The sequence below is a fragment of the Alteromonas sp. G4i35 genome, assembly GCF_054960375.1.
The window spans coordinates 1-18,477 of record NZ_JBHNZD010000043.1 but is presented as its reverse complement, the minus strand read 5'-3'; the positions used below and the strand labels follow the sequence as shown (position 1 = coordinate 18,477).

Genomic DNA, 18,477 nt, shown 5'->3' with positions numbered 1-18,477 from the left:
CGCACAAATGTGCGTTTTTTTATTGGTTGCATAAAGCTCTAGCAAAACAGAATAGCCAAATCTAGCTAATAAATTCGCTGTCAGGGTAGTTAAGCTTTAGTGTCTTCATCGCATTGTTACGCAATTCATCTAGGCCAAGCTGCTCATAACTTGAAACCATAATTTCGAGTGCTTGTTGCACTTGAGTGGTATTCGGGAAGTGCTCTATAACATAGCGACCACGGTTTGCTGCAGCGACATAAGCCTGGCGTCTCATGTAGAAACGTGCAATAGCGATTTCATAGCGAGCCAAGCGGTCTTTAATATGAACCATGCGCTGTTTCGCATCTGCGGCATATTTGCTATCTGGATATTGTTGAATCAGTCTGCGGAAATCTTCAAACGCAGCACGAGACTTCGACGGGTCTCTATCCGTACGGTCAATATTCATTAACTCTTGGAAAAGGTTGCTATCTGATTCCATGTTAGTTAATCCACGCATGTAATACGCGTAATCAACATCTGAATGGTTTGGATTCAGACGAATAAATCTGTCGATAGTGGCAAGCGTTTCTTCGTTTTTACCTGACTTATAATAGCTATAAATAAGGTCTAGCTGTACCTGGTGGGATAGGGGACCGAACGGGTAGCGCGAATCTAGCGCGCTTAACGTTTGTGCTGCAGCGCTGAAGTTACCTACTTCCATGCTCTGCTTTGCTCTGTCGTACAGTTGCTGCGCACCCATGTTAGCTAATACGGCTTTTTCTTCATTATCTGAAGAGCTACATCCTGCGACAGATACCATAGCACCCAATAAAACGGGGGCCAGTAGACGAAATGATTTCATAATAATTCTATTTTCCTGCTAAACAGTTTTAATACTTCGCTGTCTAAGCTCATGTGTTAAACAACAACACTTTAATTGCATTCTAACGTACTAACGATGAGAAAAACCATACAAAAACGTAAACAAGGCAGTGTACAGCGTGAATACTTGTTATAATACCCTTTTTTAGACGTAATCAATGGTGTTATGACACAGTCGCCGAACACAATACAATTAGAAGCTTCAACGGAAGCTGCGCATTTTGGTTTACGGTTAGATCAGGTTTTGGCTGATTTGTTCCCTGAATATTCTCGTTCTAAGCTAAAAACTTGGATCCAAGATGGGAATGTTGCTGTAAACGGTGAAGTAATCACCGTGCCTCGCCACAAAATGCAAATGGATGAACTTGTTACTGTACAGGCCGAAATGGATGTACAAGTAACGAGCGAAGCGCAAGACATCGCGTTAAACATTGTTTATGAAGATGAACACATCCTAGTCATAAACAAACCTGCAGATTTGGTTGTGCATCCAGGTGCAGGAAACCCAAGCGGTACCGTTCTAAATGCCTTGTTAAATCATTGTCCAGAGATAGACAAAGTTCCACGTGCGGGTATTGTCCATCGCCTTGACAAAGACACGACGGGGTTAATGGTAGTAGCAAAAACAATTCCTGCTCAAACACATCTTGTTGACCAACTTCAACGTCGAGAAATGAGTCGTGAATATGAAGCCGTTGCCTTAGGTACGATGGTCGCTGGTGGTATTGTAGATGCGCCTATTGGTAGACACGCAACAAAACGTACGCATATGGCAGTACGTGAAATGGGCAAGCCAGCGGTCACTCATTTTCGTGTTATCGAAAAATTTCGCGCATACACGCACCTGCGTTTGAAGCTTGAAACTGGCCGTACGCACCAAATCCGCGTACACATGGCCCACATTAAGCATCCTTTGCTTGGCGACCAAGTTTATGGCGGGCGTCCTCGTCTTCCTAAAGGGGCGTCAGAAGAATTTATCGCTGCGCTTCGCGGATTCCAACGTCAGGCGTTGCACGCCGCACAGCTCTCGCTGTTTCACCCTGAAACTGAAGAGTGGATGACGTGGAAAGCTCCCCTACCTCAAGATATGCAGGACTTGCTTAAAGCCGTGAAAAAGGACACCGCGGACAATCCACAAGATATGCTTTAATGAGTAAGGCGAACTTATGACATTGTCAGCTGCGAATTCACCTATTTCATCCACGCTGGATTTGATTACGCCAGCGTGGTCATGTCCCGCAAATGTTGTTGCATACACAACGACAAGAATGGGAGGTACAAGCATAGGTGATTTTGCAGGTTTGAACGTTGGCGCCCACGTGGGGGACGACCTCCTACTAGTGAAAGCCAATAGAAGCCTAATTCCACATAGTGAAAAGATCACATGGTTGGAGCAAGTGCACAGCAACCGCGTGGTGTCATTGCCGAGCGCAGATACCACCGCTGATGCGTCGTATTCTTCTTCAACATCGCATTTTTGTGCGGTAATGACCGCAGACTGCGTGCCCATTTTATTGTGTGATGAAAGCGGTCAAGAAGTGGCGGCAGTACATGCTGGTTGGAAAGGTCTCGATACTAACATTATCGGAAGTGCAGTTTCACACTTTGGCAGCGACGCAAAAAAACTCATCGCTTGGGTTGGTCCTGCAATCAGCGGGCCCTGCTACGAAGTTGATGCACAGTTGGCGAGTAAGTTTCGCCATATAGACGGTGCCATTGCCAATGGCTCTAATAGAGGGAAGTACTTATTAGATCTACCTCTAGTGGCACAGGTGCAATTGCAGCAAGCTGGCGTTGAGAGTATTACACAAAGTAACTTGTGTACTTACACTGACGAACAGCGTTTTTACTCCCATCGAAGAGCTACGCATCAAAACAAGCGCACGACTGGGCGTATAGTTAGCGTAATAGGCCTGCTTTAAATTGTTTCGAAAAAAGGCGGCAGTTTTAGTCTGATCACACAGTTGCGCTAGATCAAACTTCATACATTATTTGTTATCTTTTTGGCTAACTTTTTAATCTCATACTTGAATCGCAATTGAGCAGCCTACATAACTAGAACATAAAGAATACCATTCCGCATAGATCATTACCCACTCAGCGAGAGTTAAAATGTTCGTAATTGCGGCGTGTTACCGCAGGTATAGTTGTTCATTAATTAGGTTGAAATTATGAGACTAGATAGATTTACCAGTAAATTTCAGCTCGCAATATCCGATGCTCAATCACTCGCATTGGGGCGAGATCATCAATACATTGAACCTGTCCATTTAATGACTGCCATGCTAAATCAGCAAGGCGGGTCAGTTCGCCCTTTGCTTGACCAAGCAAACATCAATGTAAATGCGCTACGCTCAGCACTGAGCCAAGCTATTGAGCGCCTACCTCGTATTGAAGGCATTGGGGGAGATGTTCAATTAAGTAAAGACAGCGGCATTTTGCTAAATCTTTGTGACAAGATAGCGCAGCAGCGAAAAGACGAATACATCACTTCAGAAATCTTTGTTCTAGCGGCGCTACAAGATAAAGGGCGCTTGGGGGAAATCCTCAAAAGCCTGAATATCACTAAAGAAGCTATTGAAAGCGCAATAGACGACATGCGTGGTGGCCAGAAGGTCACGGATCCTAATGCTGAAGATGTACGTCAGGCGCTTGAAAAATACACGACAGATTTAACCGAGCGAGCAGAACAAGGCAAGCTCGACCCGGTCATTGGTCGAGACGATGAGATTCGCCGAACTGTTCAAGTACTGCAGCGTCGAACCAAAAACAACCCAGTACTCATTGGTGAGCCGGGTGTGGGTAAAACGGCTATTGTTGAAGGGTTGGCTCAGCGCATCATTAATGGCGAAGTGCCTGAGGGTTTAAAGAACAAGCGTGTTCTTGCCCTTGATATGGGCGCGTTAGTGGCGGGAGCTAAATATCGCGGTGAGTTTGAAGAACGCCTTAAAGCAGTGCTTAATGAGCTGGCTAAAGAAGAAGGCCGCGTGATCTTATTCGTTGACGAACTGCACACCATGGTAGGTGCAGGGAAGGGCGATGGAGCGATGGATGCAGGTAATATGCTTAAACCTGCGTTAGCCCGTGGTGAACTTCACTGCGTTGGTGCTACAACACTGGATGAATATCGTCAGTACATTGAAAAAGACGCAGCACTTGAACGTCGTTTCCAAAAGGTATTAGTTGAAGAACCAAGCGTTGAAGACACTATTGCTATTCTGCGTGGCTTAAAAGAGCGCTATGAGCTCCATCACTCGGTAGATATTACTGATCCCGCTATCGTTGCAGCGGCAAGTTTGTCGCATCGTTATATTAGCGACCGCCAATTGCCAGACAAAGCCATTGATCTTATAGACGAGGCTGCGTCTAGCATTCGATTGCAAATAGACTCCAAGCCCGAAGAGATGGATCGTCTGGAGCGTCGTATCATCCAGCTAAAATTGGAAGAGCAAGCTCTGGCCAAAGAAACAGATGATGCGAGTCATAAGCGACTTGAGATGATTGAGCTAGAGCGTGAGCAAGCGGAAACCAAGTACGCAGAGCTTGAGAAAGTGTGGCTGGATGAGAAAGACGCCATGCAGGGCACTCAAACCATTAAAGGGGAGCTTGAGCAGGCTAAACTTGACTTGGAGATAGCGCGACGTGCATCTGATTTGAATCGTATGTCGGAACTTCAGTACGGCCGTATTCCAGAGCTTGAAGCAAAGTTAGAGCAAGCGGCTGAAAACGAAACTCGCGAGACGACGTTACTTAAAAATAAAGTGACGGACGTTGAAATTGCAGATGTGCTTTCGCGATGGACGGGTATACCTGTAGCGCGAATGCTTGAGGGCGAGCGTGAGAAGTTGTTGCGTATGGAAGACGTACTTCACAAACGGGTTGTTGGACAAGAAGAAGCGGTTGAAGCGGTTTCAAACGCAATTCGCCGTTCACGTGCTGGGCTTGCGGATCCAAATCGACCTATTGGCTCATTCTTATTTTTAGGGCCAACTGGCGTGGGCAAAACTGAGCTCTGCAAAGCCTTGGCAGGCTTTATGTTCGATACTGAAGATGCCATGGTGCGTATCGATATGTCAGAATTTATGGAAAAACACTCGGTAGCACGCTTAGTGGGTGCACCTCCTGGCTATGTTGGCTACGAGGAAGGTGGCTACTTAACCGAAGCGGTGCGTCGCAAGCCATACTCGGTCATTTTGTTGGACGAGGTTGAAAAGGCACATCCAGATGTATTCAATATTCTGCTTCAAGTACTAGATGACGGCCGGTTGACTGACGGACAAGGACGTACTGTAGATTTTAAAAATACCGTTGTGATCATGACGTCCAACTTAGGCTCAGATATCATTCAAGATAAGCACAACGAAAGTCAGTATGACGATATGAAAGCGTCGGTAATGAGTGTTGTAGGGCAACACTTCAGACCGGAGTTCATCAACCGCGTCGATGATATTGTGGTATTCCATCCATTAGGGAAGGAGCAAATAAAATCTATTGCTAAAATTCAGCTTGCCTCGCTTCGCGCTAGGCTCGCAGAAAAAGGATATAAGCTTACTCTATCTGCTGCGGCTATGGATAAACTGGCGGACGCGGGTTTCGATCCAGTGTTTGGCGCACGTCCGCTTAAGCGAGCGATACAAGTGCAGGTGGAAAATCCACTCGCGCATCAATTACTTGCTGGCGAATTAATACCGGAATCAACCATTCGTATTGATGCAGATGACAGCGGACTTTTCGTTGTCAGCAATTAAAACCAAAAGGCACTGGAGACAGTGCCTTTTTTATTGCCAGTAGATTCCGCGAAAGACCATTAATCGGCAGCTTCATAACAAAAAACGATTTACTAAAAAGCCACTGGTCGAAGAGCGACAGATTACGCTTTCTTGTTTATGAATTTTCCTAATACAGCTAATTAATTTTCTTGATTTAATAATGATAACGATTATCATTAACTTATTGTTGAGAGGGTTAAGAGGTTGCGATGCAGTTATATAATTCAAACGAAGCGGTAGTTTCTGCGCGCTCAATGCCCCGAGATATAGCTAAGCTTTGTGCGCATTTCATATTATGCATGATTGTGAGCGCAGTCGGTGCCATAGGTACTGGTTTTGCCGTATTTGCATTGAGTGTAAATCAAGCGACATTCTCGCCTGCAGATACTATTATGTCTGCACTTACTGTGTTTTCTCTGTCTTTGTGTTTAAGTTGGTTTTCGCAAAGTTGGGGTAAGGCACTTCAATCAATATCATTACTTTCACTTCTCGTGTTAGCAACAAGTAGCCTTTTATTATTTTTCTATTGAGCGATTTATGCTCAATATTCTTCATCTCTTTACACAATTAACATTCAAAAAGTAAACCTCTGATTATGCGAATTTAGGAAAAAGTTAATATTCTAAACTCGGTTTATCCTCTGAGCACGAACGAATACATTATCCGCCCGTTAACGACATGTTAAATAGTTTCAGCTATTAGGACGAATAATGAAAACAAACAATAAATACACCCTACGCTTATCTGCTTGTGCATTAGCGCTAATTCTTAACCCTTCTCACGGCATAGAGTTGTTCAACGGGAAGGTCGGTAACGAACACGTTAAGGTTAGTGTTGGAGGTTATGCCAAAGTAGATGTCAGGCATGTTGAAGGGGATATTGCTTATCAGGATTATTGGATTGGTAATTTTCCTGGCGGGGAAGCAATAGAGACATCACACACAGGTTTCAATGTAGGAGAGTCACGCTTAAATATGGGCGTTTCTATAGGGGAGGTGAGTACTTTTATAGAAGTCGATATGTATGGCGGAGGCGGTAACGAAGCGGTAAGTAACTCTACTAACTTGAGATTACGTCACTTCTTCATCACCTATAAGAACTGGAGTGCGGGGCAAAACTGGAGCACCTTTATGCCGCTTCACGTTATTCCTGAGTCGTTAGATTTTGGTGGTCCTCATGTAGGAGAAGTGTTTGCAAGGCAAGTTCAGGTTAGATACACCTCTGGAAACTGGCAATTTGCCATCGAAAGCCCAGAGACCATTGGGGATGGTGATACCGACGCACCTGCCAATGCCGTAGGGCTTACAGGTGTAGCCGCTGACCCTGATGAGTCTACGCCCGACTTTGTTGTACGATACAATTTAGATAGTCAATATGGGCAATATGCTTTCGGCTCTGTAATACGACTTGTCGATCAAGGAGGGGTTGAAGAAGTTACAGCAGCAGTAAATATCGCAGGCAAAATACCACTTTTTGCAAAAGATGATCTACGTTTTCAATTAACCGCGGGTAAGCCCGGTCGGTATGCTGCGGCCGGCATGACTGCTGATGTTGTTGAGGATCCTGCAACTCAAACATTGGAAACGGAAAGTACGCTGGCTTATACCGTAGCGTATCGCCATTTTTGGACTGAAACCCTCCGCAGCACTGTATTTTATGGAGCAGCTAAAACAGATATTTTGGGGCGCAAACGTTCGCACTGGGCGGTGAATGTAATTGATACGGTAGCGCCGCGTCTTGATGTCGGCCTAGAGTTTGGTGCTTATTCTATCAATGATGACAACATAGACAGCATTGACTCCAATTACATCCAAGCGTCAGCTAAGTTCGCGTTTTAAGATCGCTTCAATTATGTTTAGCGCCATGTTTATGATGTAAACGGAGATTACTTCAATGTTTATCAATAAAAATAGGCGCTTCTATTGCCAAACGCCTCTTGAAGGTAGTTGACCAGTAGCTTTAGCTTTTTGTCAGGCTGACGCGAACGAGGATAAACGGCATAAATACCCATAGTCTTAGTTACGTACTCGGCAAGTAGAGGCGAAAGCGCCCCATCTTCGATATCTTCATGCACTAATGCCTTGGGAAGAAATGCTACACCCACACCTGCAATAGCGGCTTGCCTTAACGCATCCAAGTTATTTGACTGTATTCGCCCGCCAATTTGAACGTTATGAAGCTCTCCTTCAATATGAAACGGCCAGAAGTCTGGGCCAGTGCTATCGTACTTGTAAATTAAACAATTATGTTCAGTTAAGTCGTCAGGATGATTTGGGCGGCTTTTGTTTTTAAGATATGTGGGGCTTGCGCATACTATCCATTTTGAATCTATAAGGCGTTTAGCAATAAGAGAGGAGTCCTCAAGATGTGCTGTACGAATGGCGAGATCGTAACCTTCTTCAATGATATTGGTAACGCGATTGGTAATTGCAAGCTCTACATCCACCTCTTCGTGTAAATTGCAAAACTCGGCAATTGCGCGATTTAAGACCAGTTTAGCCGATACATTGGGCATAGTAATTCGGATTTTTCCACGCACTTCATCACTGTAACCACTGACGGCATCTTCTGCGTCTTGAATGGCTAAATTGGCGATTCTCGCCTTATTGTACAGTGTTCTTCCTGCATCAGTTAAATTGAGCTTTCGTGTAGAGCGGTAAAGCAATTGAACGTTCAAATCTGACTCTAATCGTGCGATACGCTTACTTACTACAGAATTAGTTAGGTTGAGTTTTTGAGCGACCTTTGAAAAAGAGCCTTCATCAACTACGTTCACAAAAAGGATAATATCGTCTGCTTTTGCCACTATTAGTCCAAAAATGGAAATAAACTTTGTCTTTAATGCATATATATCAACACGTGAGAAATTAGTACAGTCGCATACCTAAATTTTAACCCTGCATTAACATCGATTTTCTAACGTTAGAAACTCGAATAATTAACTAATTATAATAAGAGGAAAACTCATGAATGAGATAACCCTTGGATTATTAGCATTGCTACCTATAACGCTTTCAGCAGTGCTGCTATTGGGTTTACAGTGGTCTGCGAAAAGAGCAATGCCAGTTGTATTAGCAAGTACAGCACTTATGGCACTTTTAGCATGGGATATGTCGGCAGTACGGGTGGGCGCTTCAATTCTACAAGGCTTAGTGATTACAGTATCTGTTTTGTGGATTGTATTTGGTGCAATTTTTCTGCTCAACACATTGAAATATACTGGAGCAATTGATGTTATCCGCCAGGGTTTCACCAACATTTCACCTGATAGAAGAGTCCAGGCAATAATCATTGCTTGGTGCTTCGGAACTTTTATTGAAGGTGCTTCTGGTTTTGGCACGCCGGCCGCTATAGCGGCTCCTTTGCTTGTTGCCATCGGTTTTCCAGCATTGGCTGCCGTACTTATTGGTATGATGATCCAAAGCACACCCGTCTCTTTCGGCGCGGTGGGAACGCCTATTGTCATTGGTGTAAACAAAGGCTTAGACGGCCAAGCGATCAGTCAGACTTTGCAGGCTCAAGGCTGGCAATGGGAGCAGTTTATTCAACTAATCACCTCTGAAGTGGCAATTATCCACGGAATTATTGGCTCATTTATGCCAGTCTTAATGGCTGTAATGCTCACTCGCTTTTTTGGCTCCAACAAGTCTTGGCGCGAAGGGTTACAAATTCTACCTTTCGCCTTATTCGCAGGCGTCAGCTTTACCATTCCTTACGTATTTACCGGCATTGTATTAGGCCCTGAATTTCCTTCGTTGATTGGAGGATTGGTGAGCTTGGCAGTGGTTGTTACTGCAGCTAAAAATGGTTTCTTGATGCCTAAAACAACATGGGATTTCCCGCCGAAAGCGTCATGGGACAAAGGTTGGCTGGGTAATTTGGAAATAAAAGCAGACGACATAACGTCACAAAAGGCCATGCATTGGGTTACGGCTTGGGTCCCTTATTTAGTTGTTGCACTTTTGCTCGTTATATCCAGAGTGTTTCCAACAATAAAAGAATTTACTACGTCGCTGACACTCTCATTTGACAACATACTGGGTGAAACGGGTGTAAGTGCATCAATCAGTCCGCTATATCTTCCTGGTGGGTTGTTGTTAATAGGTGCATTGGTTGCAGTAATCATTCAAAGTAAAAAGGTATCCAAGGGAGAAGTGTTGTTTAAGGCTTTCAATGATTCCAGCAAAACGTTGCTAAGTGCTGGTTTTGTATTGATGTTCACAATTCCTATGGTTAGGCTTTTTATAAATTCAGGTGTGAATGGCGCCGACATCGTCAGTATGCCGATAGCTGGCGCGCAATTGTTCGCCAATATGTTTGGCGAAGCTTTCCCATTAATTAGCCCTACTATTGGTGCATTAGGCGCATTTATCGCAGGCTCGAATACAGTATCAAATATGATGTTCAGCCAGTTTCAGTTCGAAGCAGCACTAAGCCTTCAATTGTCACCTGCACTAATTATCGCAGCGCAAGCCGTTGGGGCGGCTGCCGGAAATATGATTGCAATACACAATGTTGTAGCTGCGTCGGCAACGGTAGGATTAATGGGACAAGAGGGAGCTACTTTAAGAAAGACTATTATCCCAACTATATATTACGTTGCATTTGCAGGTATTTTAGTATGGTTTGGGGTTTATGTGTTTGACGTCGGCGGTCCATTAGTCGGCACAAACTAATTTTTAATACGCATTGCACTGTTCTAAGGAGTTATACATGCAAACAACCCCAATTATTGACGCTTTTAAACGCGTACTCGGGGAAAGCAACCTTGCCGTAGGAACGCGCCAAACTGAGCACTATCGCAAGGGATGGCGGTCAGGCGAGGGCGAAGCATTGGCTGTACTTTTTCCACATACGCTAATGCAATATTGGGAAGTGCTAAAGGTTTGCGTTGAATATAACTGCATCATTATTATGCAGGCCGCGAAAACCGGCTTGACCGAAGGCTCAACGCCAAGTGGAAGCGACTACGATAGACCAGTGGTGGTTATAAATACGTTAGCAATGGACGATATTGTTCTGGTTAACGACGGAACGCAAGTATTGAGCTTTCCAGGAGCAACACTGTTCAAACTTGAAAAGGCGCTAAAGCCACTCGGGCGTGCGCCTCACTCTGTAATTGGTTCGTCGTGTCTAGGTGCGTCTATTGTCGGTGGTGTTGCAAACAACTCAGGTGGGGCACTTGTCAAAAGGGGACCTGCCTATACTGAGTTATCGCTGTTCGCTCAGGTGGATACAAACGGAGAGCTAAAGCTTGTTAATCACCTAGGGATAGATTTAGGCGACACGCCAGAAGAAATTATCGGAAACCTTTCTTCTGGCAACTTTCCAAAATCTCTACCTGAAACCAGTATGAAAGCGTCGGCAAGTGATTATGAATACATCGTTAGAGACGTAAATGCTGATACGCCGAGCCGCTTTAATGCCGATCCAACACGGCTTTACGAAGCCAGTGGATGCGCAGGTAAAATTGCTGTTTTCGCGGTGCGCTTAGACACATTCGAAGTGCCTAATAAAGAACAAACGTTTTATATCGGTACGAATGATGCCTCTGTACTTACTCGTATTCGCAGAGACATACTGACTCAATGTAAAAACGTTCCTGAGGTGGGTGAATATCTTCATAGAGAAATGTTCGATATTGCAGATGTTTACGGAAAAGATACCATCATAAGTATTCAGCGTTTGGGAACTGACTCGCTACCTAAAATGTTTGCACTCAAAGGGCGGGTGGATGCCGTGCTCAACAAGTTACCTCTGCTTCCTCCTTACCTAAGCGATAGATTGATGCAGTTCGGTAGTAAGTTCTTTTCTGACCAAATACCCTCGAGTATAAGAACTTACCGCGACAAGTACGAGCATCATCTAATCCTTAAAATGAGCGATGGTGGCATCGAAGAGGTTAAAACACTTTTGGCCAAGCTGTTTAACGAAGAGAAGCTAGATGGTGACTTCATTACTTGTAATGAAGAAGAAGCGTCTAAGGCGTTTTTATTACGTTTTGCTGCAGCTGGCGCCGCGGTTCGCTATCAAACGTTACACCATAAGCAAGTAGGAGACATCTTAGCATTGGACATCGCATTGCGCCGCAACGATGATTTATGGGTAGAGAACCTGCCTGAGCACATCGCCAAACACGTTGAAAAGTCACTTTATTATGGACATTTTTTCTGCCATGTCTTTCATCAAGATTACATACTTAAAAAAGGCAGCGACGCCAAAAAAGTAAAAGCAGATATGTTGGCACTATTAGACAGTCGTGGGGCTAAGTATCCTGCTGAACACAATGTAGGTCATTTGTATGAAGCCGAAAGTAACTTGCAGAAATTTTACAAAGACTTAGATCCAACCAATACGTTTAACCCTGGTATTGGCAAAATGGAAAAGCACAAACGCAATTGTTCGTGCTGCCTATAGCTGCATGCGAAGAGAGCCTTATAGGCTCTCTAATAGCGTTCTTGCTTGAGGACGCTTAAAGAAAGGGCGTTCCACTTTTACTGCATATTCTAACTCTTTTTTCGCCTCTTCAATTCTATTGAGCTTGGCTAGCGTGTAGCCCAGATGATAGCGAATATTTGGGTCGTTGGCGTCTCTGGCGAACGCATCCCTCAGCATTTTAAGGCTGCCTTCATAGTCTCCTTGTAGCGCTTTGATGTGACCGTAGGTATCCAATATTTTTGCTGAGTTTGGTTGACGCTCGTAGGCCTGACGTGCATAGTTTTTTGCAGTGACTAGCGATTCCTCGATATGCATGATCGCTAGGCGATTGTAAGCCTCAGCAGGGTTGAGTAAGTTTGGTTGCTCAACAAGTTCCTTGTAAAGCGCTATCGACTCATCGAACTCTTGAATGAAGAATAAGTATTGCGCCAACAGGTTTTTTGCCAGCAGATTGTTTTCATTCTCGCTCACCAGTTTTCTTGCCGTATTCAAGAATACATCGACAAACTGATCGTTCAGTGCGTAGTTGTAAATGGCAACAAAAGCCTGTGCAAAAGTAGCGTCTACGTCTAACGCTTTTTCAAACTCTTTGATAGCTTGTTCACTGCTTCCCTTATTTGCTGCCAGTCGGCCTTTCAAGAAATAATAAACCGGATTTTGTTGTTGGTTTGCGGGAATGGTTGTTAGCAATGATTGTGCTTTGTCGTTGTTTTGCATGTCGAGCAGTAGGCTCACATAACGCAACGTGACAAACGTACTTGTATTCGCTAATTCATACGCTCGGGCCATGGCGTCTAAGGCGTTTTCATCATTATCAACTCTTCGAGCTTGATCAGCATATGCGATAAGCTTGCCGGCATCGTCATTGATAAAATTCCTCACAATACTTAGCGTTTTTTCTGCATCGGCACGTTGACCTGCTTCTAACTGAAGCGCTGCTTTTCGAAGGAGATAATCGGCGTTGTCGAACTCGTCTTTGATTAAGAGGTCTAAGTGATAGAGCGCATTTTTTGTGTCGCCTTGTTGTTGATACAAAGATGAAACGCGCTCTCTCGCTCCAGTATTTGAAGGCGTGAGCGTCAATATATCGAGATAAATTTGCTTAGCTTCTTCTAGATTTCCTGCTTTGCTTAAATTGAACGCTTTCAGCATCAGCGTTTCATTATGTTGGGGAGACAGAGCAAGTAACTCTTCTACTAGCAGGTTAGATTTATCGACATTTCCTAAACGGCTTTCCGTGGCTGCTAAATTGAATTTCGCAGGGAAAAGCGTCGGGTTTTGCGCTAGCGCTTTTTCTATGTTGATCTTGGCTTCTTCTAATCGACCCTGTCTAATCAATATACCGGCTTTAAGATTGAAAACTTCTGCTTCGTTTGGAAACAAAGCGCTTAGTAAGTCAGCGCCTTTTAATGCATTCTTAAACTGCTGAGCTTGTAAATTCATCAATGAATAAGTGAAAAGAAAGCCGGCATTATCCTTGTAGGTAGATAAGTTATTTTCAAGAATCGATAGCGCTTCATCTTGCTTACCTCTAGCAGCCATTAATTTAATCTTAAATAGCTGGAGCTTGTTTTCATTCGGGTATTTATATTCAAGATTTTGCAAAAGTCGCTCGGCTTTAAACGCTTTGTTTTGGCGAATAAATAAGTCACCTAAAAGCAGTGCTGAGTCTGGGTCTTCCATTAACGCATCCTGATGACGTTCAAGCAGGGCAAGGGCCTGCTTATCTTGTTGAGTCGCCATGTAAACTTGGCTCAACATCAATACCGCCTGTAAGTCATCAGGCTCTTGTTGCAGATAAGCGTTAAAATCTTTCGCGGCTGTCTCCATGTTGTTATTAAAGAAGTTAGTTAAACCACTTATGTAAAGCAACATGGGCTGTGAGGTAATAAGCTCAGGATCCAGTTGAGCCATGAAGTCGTTAAGTTCTTTTAGTTTTTCGTTATCGATAGCTTGCTGGTTGTCTCTGCTTTGTAACCAGCTATTAAGTAAAATGGCGAGCGGATCATTGGGTGTATCTTGGATTATCTCATCTACGAACAGTTTTGCCGTGTCGTAGTCTTTCGCTTCTAAATACAAATCAACAAGATTCCGTAATGCAATGGGATCGTCTCGATTAAAAGTCAGCGCTTTCTGTAAATGTGCGGTTGCAGCGTCTGTATCACCCTGTCGGTATGCAAGTTGCCCCTTCAATCGCCATGTTATTGCATTTTTTGGTTCTAACGACATGGCTTTATTGATAAGCGAGGTCGCTTTGGATAAATCTTCATTTTGAAGAGCAATGGAGGCTAAGCCATTTATTGCAGGTACAAAATTAGGCGTGCGTGAAACGATTGTATTGTAATCACGTAGAGCACACGACTCGTCTTGCAGTCTAATACATGCAGTTGCACGTATCATCAGCCACTCGCGCTCTGCATCACCTGACAGTTTGTTTAGATCAGAGAAGTCTACAATTTCTTGGTACCTGTTCAAAAACAACCAAGTGTTGCCGAGAGGCTCTGCCAGAAGGTTGATATCTGCACCCATTTCCAACGCTTCTACAAACTCCATTTCTGCTGCAGTTAAGTAGCCATTAATAAGCAGTATTTCGCCCATTAGGATTTTTGCAGCAAGGTTTTCAGGATCTTTTTGTAAGCTGTTTTTAAGGTGGATATAGGCTTCGTCGTATTCGTTTTGATTAAACGCGGTCAGTGCTTTTTCGTAGTCTTCTGACGTAGAAGCAAAACTGTTAAAAGCGATTAATGATGAGGCAACTGCAGAGACAATAGCGCGTTGTACAACACGCTTTTTATTATTAAAAAAATCCATATATACCTTCGAAACTTAGCCTAGCCGCTGGCTTAAAAATAGCATAAAAAAAGGTGGCCTAAGCCACCTTCTAAAGATACGTGTTTTCTATGCGTTTTTAAACAATTAAACGCGGCGCTTACGTCTATAAAGAACAAGACCTAAACCCAACCCCATCAGTGCTAGGGCGCCAGGCTCACTAACTTCTGCGGTTGGTTGAGTCATTGACACACCAATGGAAGACAGTTTTAATTGTACGCTGTTAAAGTTACTCTTAGCGTTATCGTCGAAAATGGTATTGTATGCACCTATTAACCAGTATTTTGCACTACCAGTTAGCTTCGTAAATGTTGATTCGTACAAACCGTTTGAGCCTTTTGAACCTACGCCATAGTGACCTAGTGTATTCTCAACAATAGCGCTTGTAACAGTGTTCCAAGTTGAGTTGGCTCCGCTCTCAAATGCCGCAATACTATTAAGACCCGCAACAGTAACTTCTTTACTATCATTGTCGCCGACTACCCAAGTGAAGGCTGCATTTTCAAGAGTCACTGACTCGCTAAATGACAGTAAGAACATATCAAAATCTCTGCCACCGCCGTCACCGCTATTATCAACTGCGTGACTATCACCTCCCCAAGAATAATCACTATTTTTAATTCCGTAGCCAACGTGTCTATTTGCTAAAGTACAACCATTATGACCAAGCGTACAGTTCCACCAACCTTGAATATTGCCCTGGGCAAGTTTGTCGTCGGCGTGTCCTGCAGAGTTTGACCAAGCAGTGATTCCTACATCAACTGTAACGCCGTTGATCTCGATTGAGGTATTGCTGTTTTGCGCATTGGTCGTTTGTGAGTAATTAGCGCTGCCATTAGAATTGGCGAGTGTGTATTGTGCATCATACTTTGCACTGTTGAGGCTTGAATCTGTAGCGAAAACTGATGAACTAACAGCAAGTAATAGTATTGTCAGCGATGTAGAAAACTTCATATTTTGAACTACCCAAAAAGCAAAATTAGATGATTATTTCTAATGTTATGCTTATTTCGTGCCAGTTTGTTTAAGTTTATGATTTTTAAGTTAATGTTATAATTTGAAAAGGGACGATATGAGAGAGGGTAAAAAAAACTGACAGATTTTCCAACCTGTCAGTGATCTAAAGTCTAATTTCTTCAAATGGATTTTTTGCGACGCCACATCACGAGAAGTGAACAAGCCATGAGTAAGCCAATGGTGCCAGGTTCAGAAACTTCTGTTGGCGTTGGCGTACCGGCAGACTCTGTTACAGAGAAGCCAACATTAGCAAGCTTAAAGGCATCATTACCTACATGGCCGCCAATATTTCCGAATACGGTGTTATAAGCGCCAACCAACCAATATTGAGCGGACTCAGTGAAAGTAAAGTCAGCGCGGTGATCTAAATATTCACAGTTTTCAATATCAAATGAGGCTGAAGTTAAGGCGTTAGCGACAATATCGCTCCACGTGTTAACACCTGAGGTTAGTTTCGAAGTATTACTTAGTGCTGCAACAGATACTTGGCTGTCGCTGCCACTGTAAAGCCATGAAAAACTTGCGCCCGTTAGTGTCACCGCAGAGTCGAAAGATAACAACACGAAGTCATAGTCACGTTCTACGTTAGTCATACCACTATAATAAGCGTTCGCGCTACCTTGAGAGTAATAGTTGATATTGTCAATAGCGTGGTCAGCGTCGCCACGATAGTATGCTTCATCATTGTTTGTTATGCCGTAAGCCCATTTATCTGAGATTTTTTCTAACTTGGCGCCAACGACTGTTTCGCCGGTGACTCCTTGTGTGTCCGAAAAGGCGGACATATTAATATTTAATCCGTCTATTTGAACAAAGGAATTATTCGTCTGATTGGTTTGTGTCACTTTGTCATCGACTAGATCGTAGGTGTATTCTCCCAACGGAGAGTTACATACATTGCTTTGTTCGTTGCTTTGGCTCGATGACCCACAGTGAGAATAACTTTGCTTTTTATAGTAGGTAGCGAATGCTGAATTAGCACTCAGGGTAGATAGCAAAGCTGTGGAAAGTAATAGTACAGTTTGCAAAGAAAACGTTTTTTGTAGCGTTCGCATAATTGCTTTCCTATATATGAAGCGCAAAGCACTTCAAGTACACGCCGAGTGATGTGTGCGCATATTATGCGAACACAAACTTGGTAGTACCTAATTTCAACATGGACTTGTATGATATATGAACGGTGAGCTATTTAAGGTATGTAACCGTATACCTAGTTATTAGTTGTTTGTTTGATCGTGAGCATACGCGGTCCTGAATAAATAGAAGCCAAGCGCCGGCATTGTGGTAGGAGTACGTGTAATCAATGCAAAGCTAATAACGTTTTGCAACGGCGTTATGTAAAGGAACGAGGCAGCCTTTTTACTTTGCTATGCGTTCCTGCATATCTATGAAATAATTAGAGCAATTGTATATGTAGAAGTATGAGGACATATGTCTGATCAAAAACGTAAAGGGATATACTTACTTCCCAACTTATTAACAACAGCAGGGTTGTTTTCGGGTTTCTTTGCTGTGGTTTCGTCAATGAACGGCAGGTTCGAAGCCGCGGCAGTGGCTATCTTTGTTGCTATGATTTTTGATGGCTTAGATGGGCGTGTGGCAAGAATGACGAACACGCAAAGCGACTTTGGTGCTGAGTATGACTCAATGGCAGATATGGTTTCATTTGGAATGGCACCTGCACTTGTTGCTTATAATTGGGGGTTAACTGAGCTGGGCAAGTTAGGCTGGTTAGCGGCTTTTATATATGTAGCGGGTGCAGCTCTTCGTTTAGCTCGCTTCAATACGCAAGTTGGTATTGCCGATAAGCGTTTCTTCCAAGGTCTCGCAAGTCCGGCGGCTGCGGCTGTTGTCTCTGGTCTTGTATGGGTTGGAGTTGAGTATGATGCTGTTGGTACCGACTATGGTTTAATAGTTGCTGCAGTAACTGGCTTGGCAGGTTTGCTGATGGTGAGTAACTTTAAATACAATTCTTTCAAAGAAGTTAATTGGCACGGTAAGGTTCCATTTGTAGGCCTTCTTTTAGTTCTTCTGATATTCGTTGTTGTGGCAACAGAACCCGCTTTAGTATTGTTCCTTGTTTTTGCACTATATGCGTTAGCTGGACCTATCAATACGTTTCGTACCGTTGAGAAAGTAACGTTAGACGATGTAGTGGGCGACCATGAAGAAGATGCAGACTTCAATGCCGATAAAAAGAAAAGCAATGAAAGTGTAGACAATAAGCAGGAATGATTACGTGGCAATAATCAGATGTCTTCGCTCAATAATAAAGAGGATATGCCTTTTTGAGCTGATAGAATAAGGATATACAAGCGTAAACGCATGCTTAATGTACTAATAGATTAAAAAGCGACCGAACGGTCGCTTTTTTTATATTTATTTAAAAAAGGGTGTTGACGATGCTACAGGAATGCGTAGAATGCGCGCCTCCTCAACAGGGAACAGCAAAACGCTAACAACTGATGAGGATGTCAAAAACCAAGTTTAAAAATAAATAAACAAAAGTTGTTGACAAAAAAAAGATGCGCTGTAAGATACGCATCCGCTTCGGGAGAGGCAGCTAGCAAAAGCTAGT

The 18,477-nt window shown here is 43.5% G+C and carries 13 protein-coding genes; 8 read left to right on the top strand and 5 right to left on the bottom strand.

Annotated elements, in window-relative coordinates; genetic code table 11:
- Positions 1–61 precede the first annotated feature (61 nt).
- Positions 62–826 (bottom strand): outer membrane protein assembly factor BamD, encoded by a 765-nt coding sequence (locus ACFI6L_RS19470; protein ID WP_014950072.1) that lies wholly within the window; start codon positions 824–826, stop codon positions 62–64.
- 186 nt (positions 827–1,012) lie between these two features.
- On the opposite strand from ACFI6L_RS19470, the gene rluD reads away from it, so the two are divergent.
- The 5 genes from rluD (at position 1,013) to ACFI6L_RS19445 (ending at position 7,453) form a co-directional block, all read left to right on the top strand.
- Positions 1,013–1,996, top strand: a complete 984-nt coding sequence (rluD, locus tag ACFI6L_RS19465) for a 23S rRNA pseudouridine(1911/1915/1917) synthase RluD (protein WP_014950071.1) — start codon at positions 1,013–1,015, stop codon at positions 1,994–1,996.
- Between the two features lie 16 nt (positions 1,997–2,012).
- Entirely contained in the window at positions 2,013–2,768 is a 756-nt protein-coding gene (gene pgeF / locus ACFI6L_RS19460) for a peptidoglycan editing factor PgeF (RefSeq protein WP_462556912.1), read from the top strand.
- Positions 2,769–3,017: 249 nt separating this feature from the next.
- Positions 3,018–5,594 carry an ATP-dependent chaperone ClpB gene (gene clpB, locus ACFI6L_RS19455; RefSeq protein WP_014950068.1) on the top strand — a complete coding sequence of 859 codons (2,577 nt, stop codon included), beginning with the start codon at positions 3,018–3,020 and terminating at the stop codon, positions 5,592–5,594.
- A gap of 230 nt (positions 5,595–5,824) precedes the next feature.
- Positions 5,825–6,145: a hypothetical protein gene (locus ACFI6L_RS19450; protein WP_462556915.1), complete on the top strand. Its 321-nt coding sequence runs from the start codon at positions 5,825–5,827 to the stop codon at positions 6,143–6,145.
- Positions 6,146–6,325: 180 nt separating this feature from the next.
- Positions 6,326–7,453: a DcaP family trimeric outer membrane transporter gene (locus ACFI6L_RS19445; protein ID WP_014976971.1), complete on the top strand. Its 1,128-nt coding sequence runs from the start codon at positions 6,326–6,328 to the stop codon at positions 7,451–7,453.
- A 62-nt stretch (positions 7,454–7,515) separates the two neighbouring features.
- On the opposite strand, the gene ACFI6L_RS19440 is transcribed toward ACFI6L_RS19445, so the two are convergent.
- The gene (locus ACFI6L_RS19440; protein ID WP_014950065.1) at positions 7,516–8,421 is read right to left on the bottom strand and encodes a LysR family transcriptional regulator; all 906 of its coding nucleotides are present in this window, start codon (positions 8,419–8,421) and stop codon (positions 7,516–7,518) included.
- Between the two features lie 160 nt (positions 8,422–8,581).
- On the opposite strand from ACFI6L_RS19440, the gene ACFI6L_RS19435 reads away from it, so the two are divergent.
- Both ACFI6L_RS19435 and dld read left to right on the top strand, forming a co-directional pair.
- Entirely contained in the window at positions 8,582–10,291 is a 1,710-nt protein-coding gene (locus tag ACFI6L_RS19435) for an L-lactate permease (RefSeq protein WP_462556918.1), read from the top strand.
- A 37-nt stretch (positions 10,292–10,328) separates the two neighbouring features.
- Positions 10,329–12,032 carry a D-lactate dehydrogenase gene (gene dld, locus ACFI6L_RS19430; protein WP_462556920.1) on the top strand — a complete coding sequence of 568 codons (1,704 nt, stop codon included), beginning with the start codon at positions 10,329–10,331 and terminating at the stop codon, positions 12,030–12,032.
- An 18-nt stretch (positions 12,033–12,050) separates the two neighbouring features.
- Here dld and prsT read toward each other — a convergent pair whose 3' ends face one another.
- The 3 genes from prsT to xdp1 (ACFI6L_RS19415) form a co-directional block, all read right to left on the bottom strand.
- On the bottom strand, positions 12,051–14,864 hold the full coding sequence (prsT, locus tag ACFI6L_RS19425; RefSeq protein WP_462556922.1) for an XrtA/PEP-CTERM system TPR-repeat protein PrsT: 2,814 nt from the start codon (positions 14,862–14,864) through the stop codon (positions 12,051–12,053).
- A 105-nt stretch (positions 14,865–14,969) separates the two neighbouring features.
- A complete protein-coding gene (gene xdp1, locus ACFI6L_RS19420; RefSeq protein ID WP_014950061.1) occupies positions 14,970–15,836 on the bottom strand; it encodes an exosortase-dependent surface protein XDP1 in 867 nt (288 codons plus the stop codon).
- 182 nt (positions 15,837–16,018) lie between these two features.
- Positions 16,019–16,954, bottom strand: coding sequence for an exosortase-dependent surface protein XDP1 (xdp1, locus tag ACFI6L_RS19415; RefSeq protein ID WP_252118755.1), 936 nt, complete (start codon positions 16,952–16,954; stop codon positions 16,019–16,021).
- Positions 16,955–17,330: 376 nt separating this feature from the next.
- Between xdp1 (ACFI6L_RS19415) and pssA the strand changes: the two genes are divergently transcribed.
- Entirely contained in the window at positions 17,331–18,134 is an 804-nt protein-coding gene (gene pssA / locus ACFI6L_RS19410) for a CDP-diacylglycerol--serine O-phosphatidyltransferase (protein WP_014950059.1), read from the top strand.
- Positions 18,135–18,477 lie beyond the last annotated feature (343 nt).

What these genes read in the sequence shown, in the direction of transcription:
- ACFI6L_RS19470 (WP_014950072.1), bottom strand. Translation starts at nt 826, where the DNA reads ATGAAATCATTTCGTCTACTGGCCCCCGTTTTATTGGGTGCTATGGTA.
- rluD (WP_014950071.1), top strand. Translation starts at nt 1,013, where the DNA reads ATGACACAGTCGCCGAACACAATACAATTAGAAGCTTCAACGGAAGCT.
- pgeF (WP_462556912.1), top strand. Translation starts at nt 2,013, where the DNA reads ATGACATTGTCAGCTGCGAATTCACCTATTTCATCCACGCTGGATTTG.
- clpB (WP_014950068.1), top strand. Translation starts at nt 3,018, where the DNA reads ATGAGACTAGATAGATTTACCAGTAAATTTCAGCTCGCAATATCCGAT.
- ACFI6L_RS19450 (WP_462556915.1), top strand. Translation starts at nt 5,825, where the DNA reads ATGCAGTTATATAATTCAAACGAAGCGGTAGTTTCTGCGCGCTCAATG.
- ACFI6L_RS19445 (WP_014976971.1), top strand. Translation starts at nt 6,326, where the DNA reads ATGAAAACAAACAATAAATACACCCTACGCTTATCTGCTTGTGCATTA.
- ACFI6L_RS19435 (WP_462556918.1), top strand. Translation starts at nt 8,582, where the DNA reads ATGAATGAGATAACCCTTGGATTATTAGCATTGCTACCTATAACGCTT.
- dld (WP_462556920.1), top strand. Translation starts at nt 10,329, where the DNA reads ATGCAAACAACCCCAATTATTGACGCTTTTAAACGCGTACTCGGGGAA.
- prsT (WP_462556922.1), bottom strand. Translation starts at nt 14,864, where the DNA reads ATGGATTTTTTTAATAATAAAAAGCGTGTTGTACAACGCGCTATTGTC.
- xdp1 (WP_014950061.1), bottom strand. Translation starts at nt 15,836, where the DNA reads ATGAAGTTTTCTACATCGCTGACAATACTATTACTTGCTGTTAGTTCA.
- xdp1 (WP_252118755.1), bottom strand. Translation starts at nt 16,954, where the DNA reads ATGCGAACGCTACAAAAAACGTTTTCTTTGCAAACTGTACTATTACTT.
- pssA (WP_014950059.1), top strand. Translation starts at nt 17,331, where the DNA reads ATGTCTGATCAAAAACGTAAAGGGATATACTTACTTCCCAACTTATTA.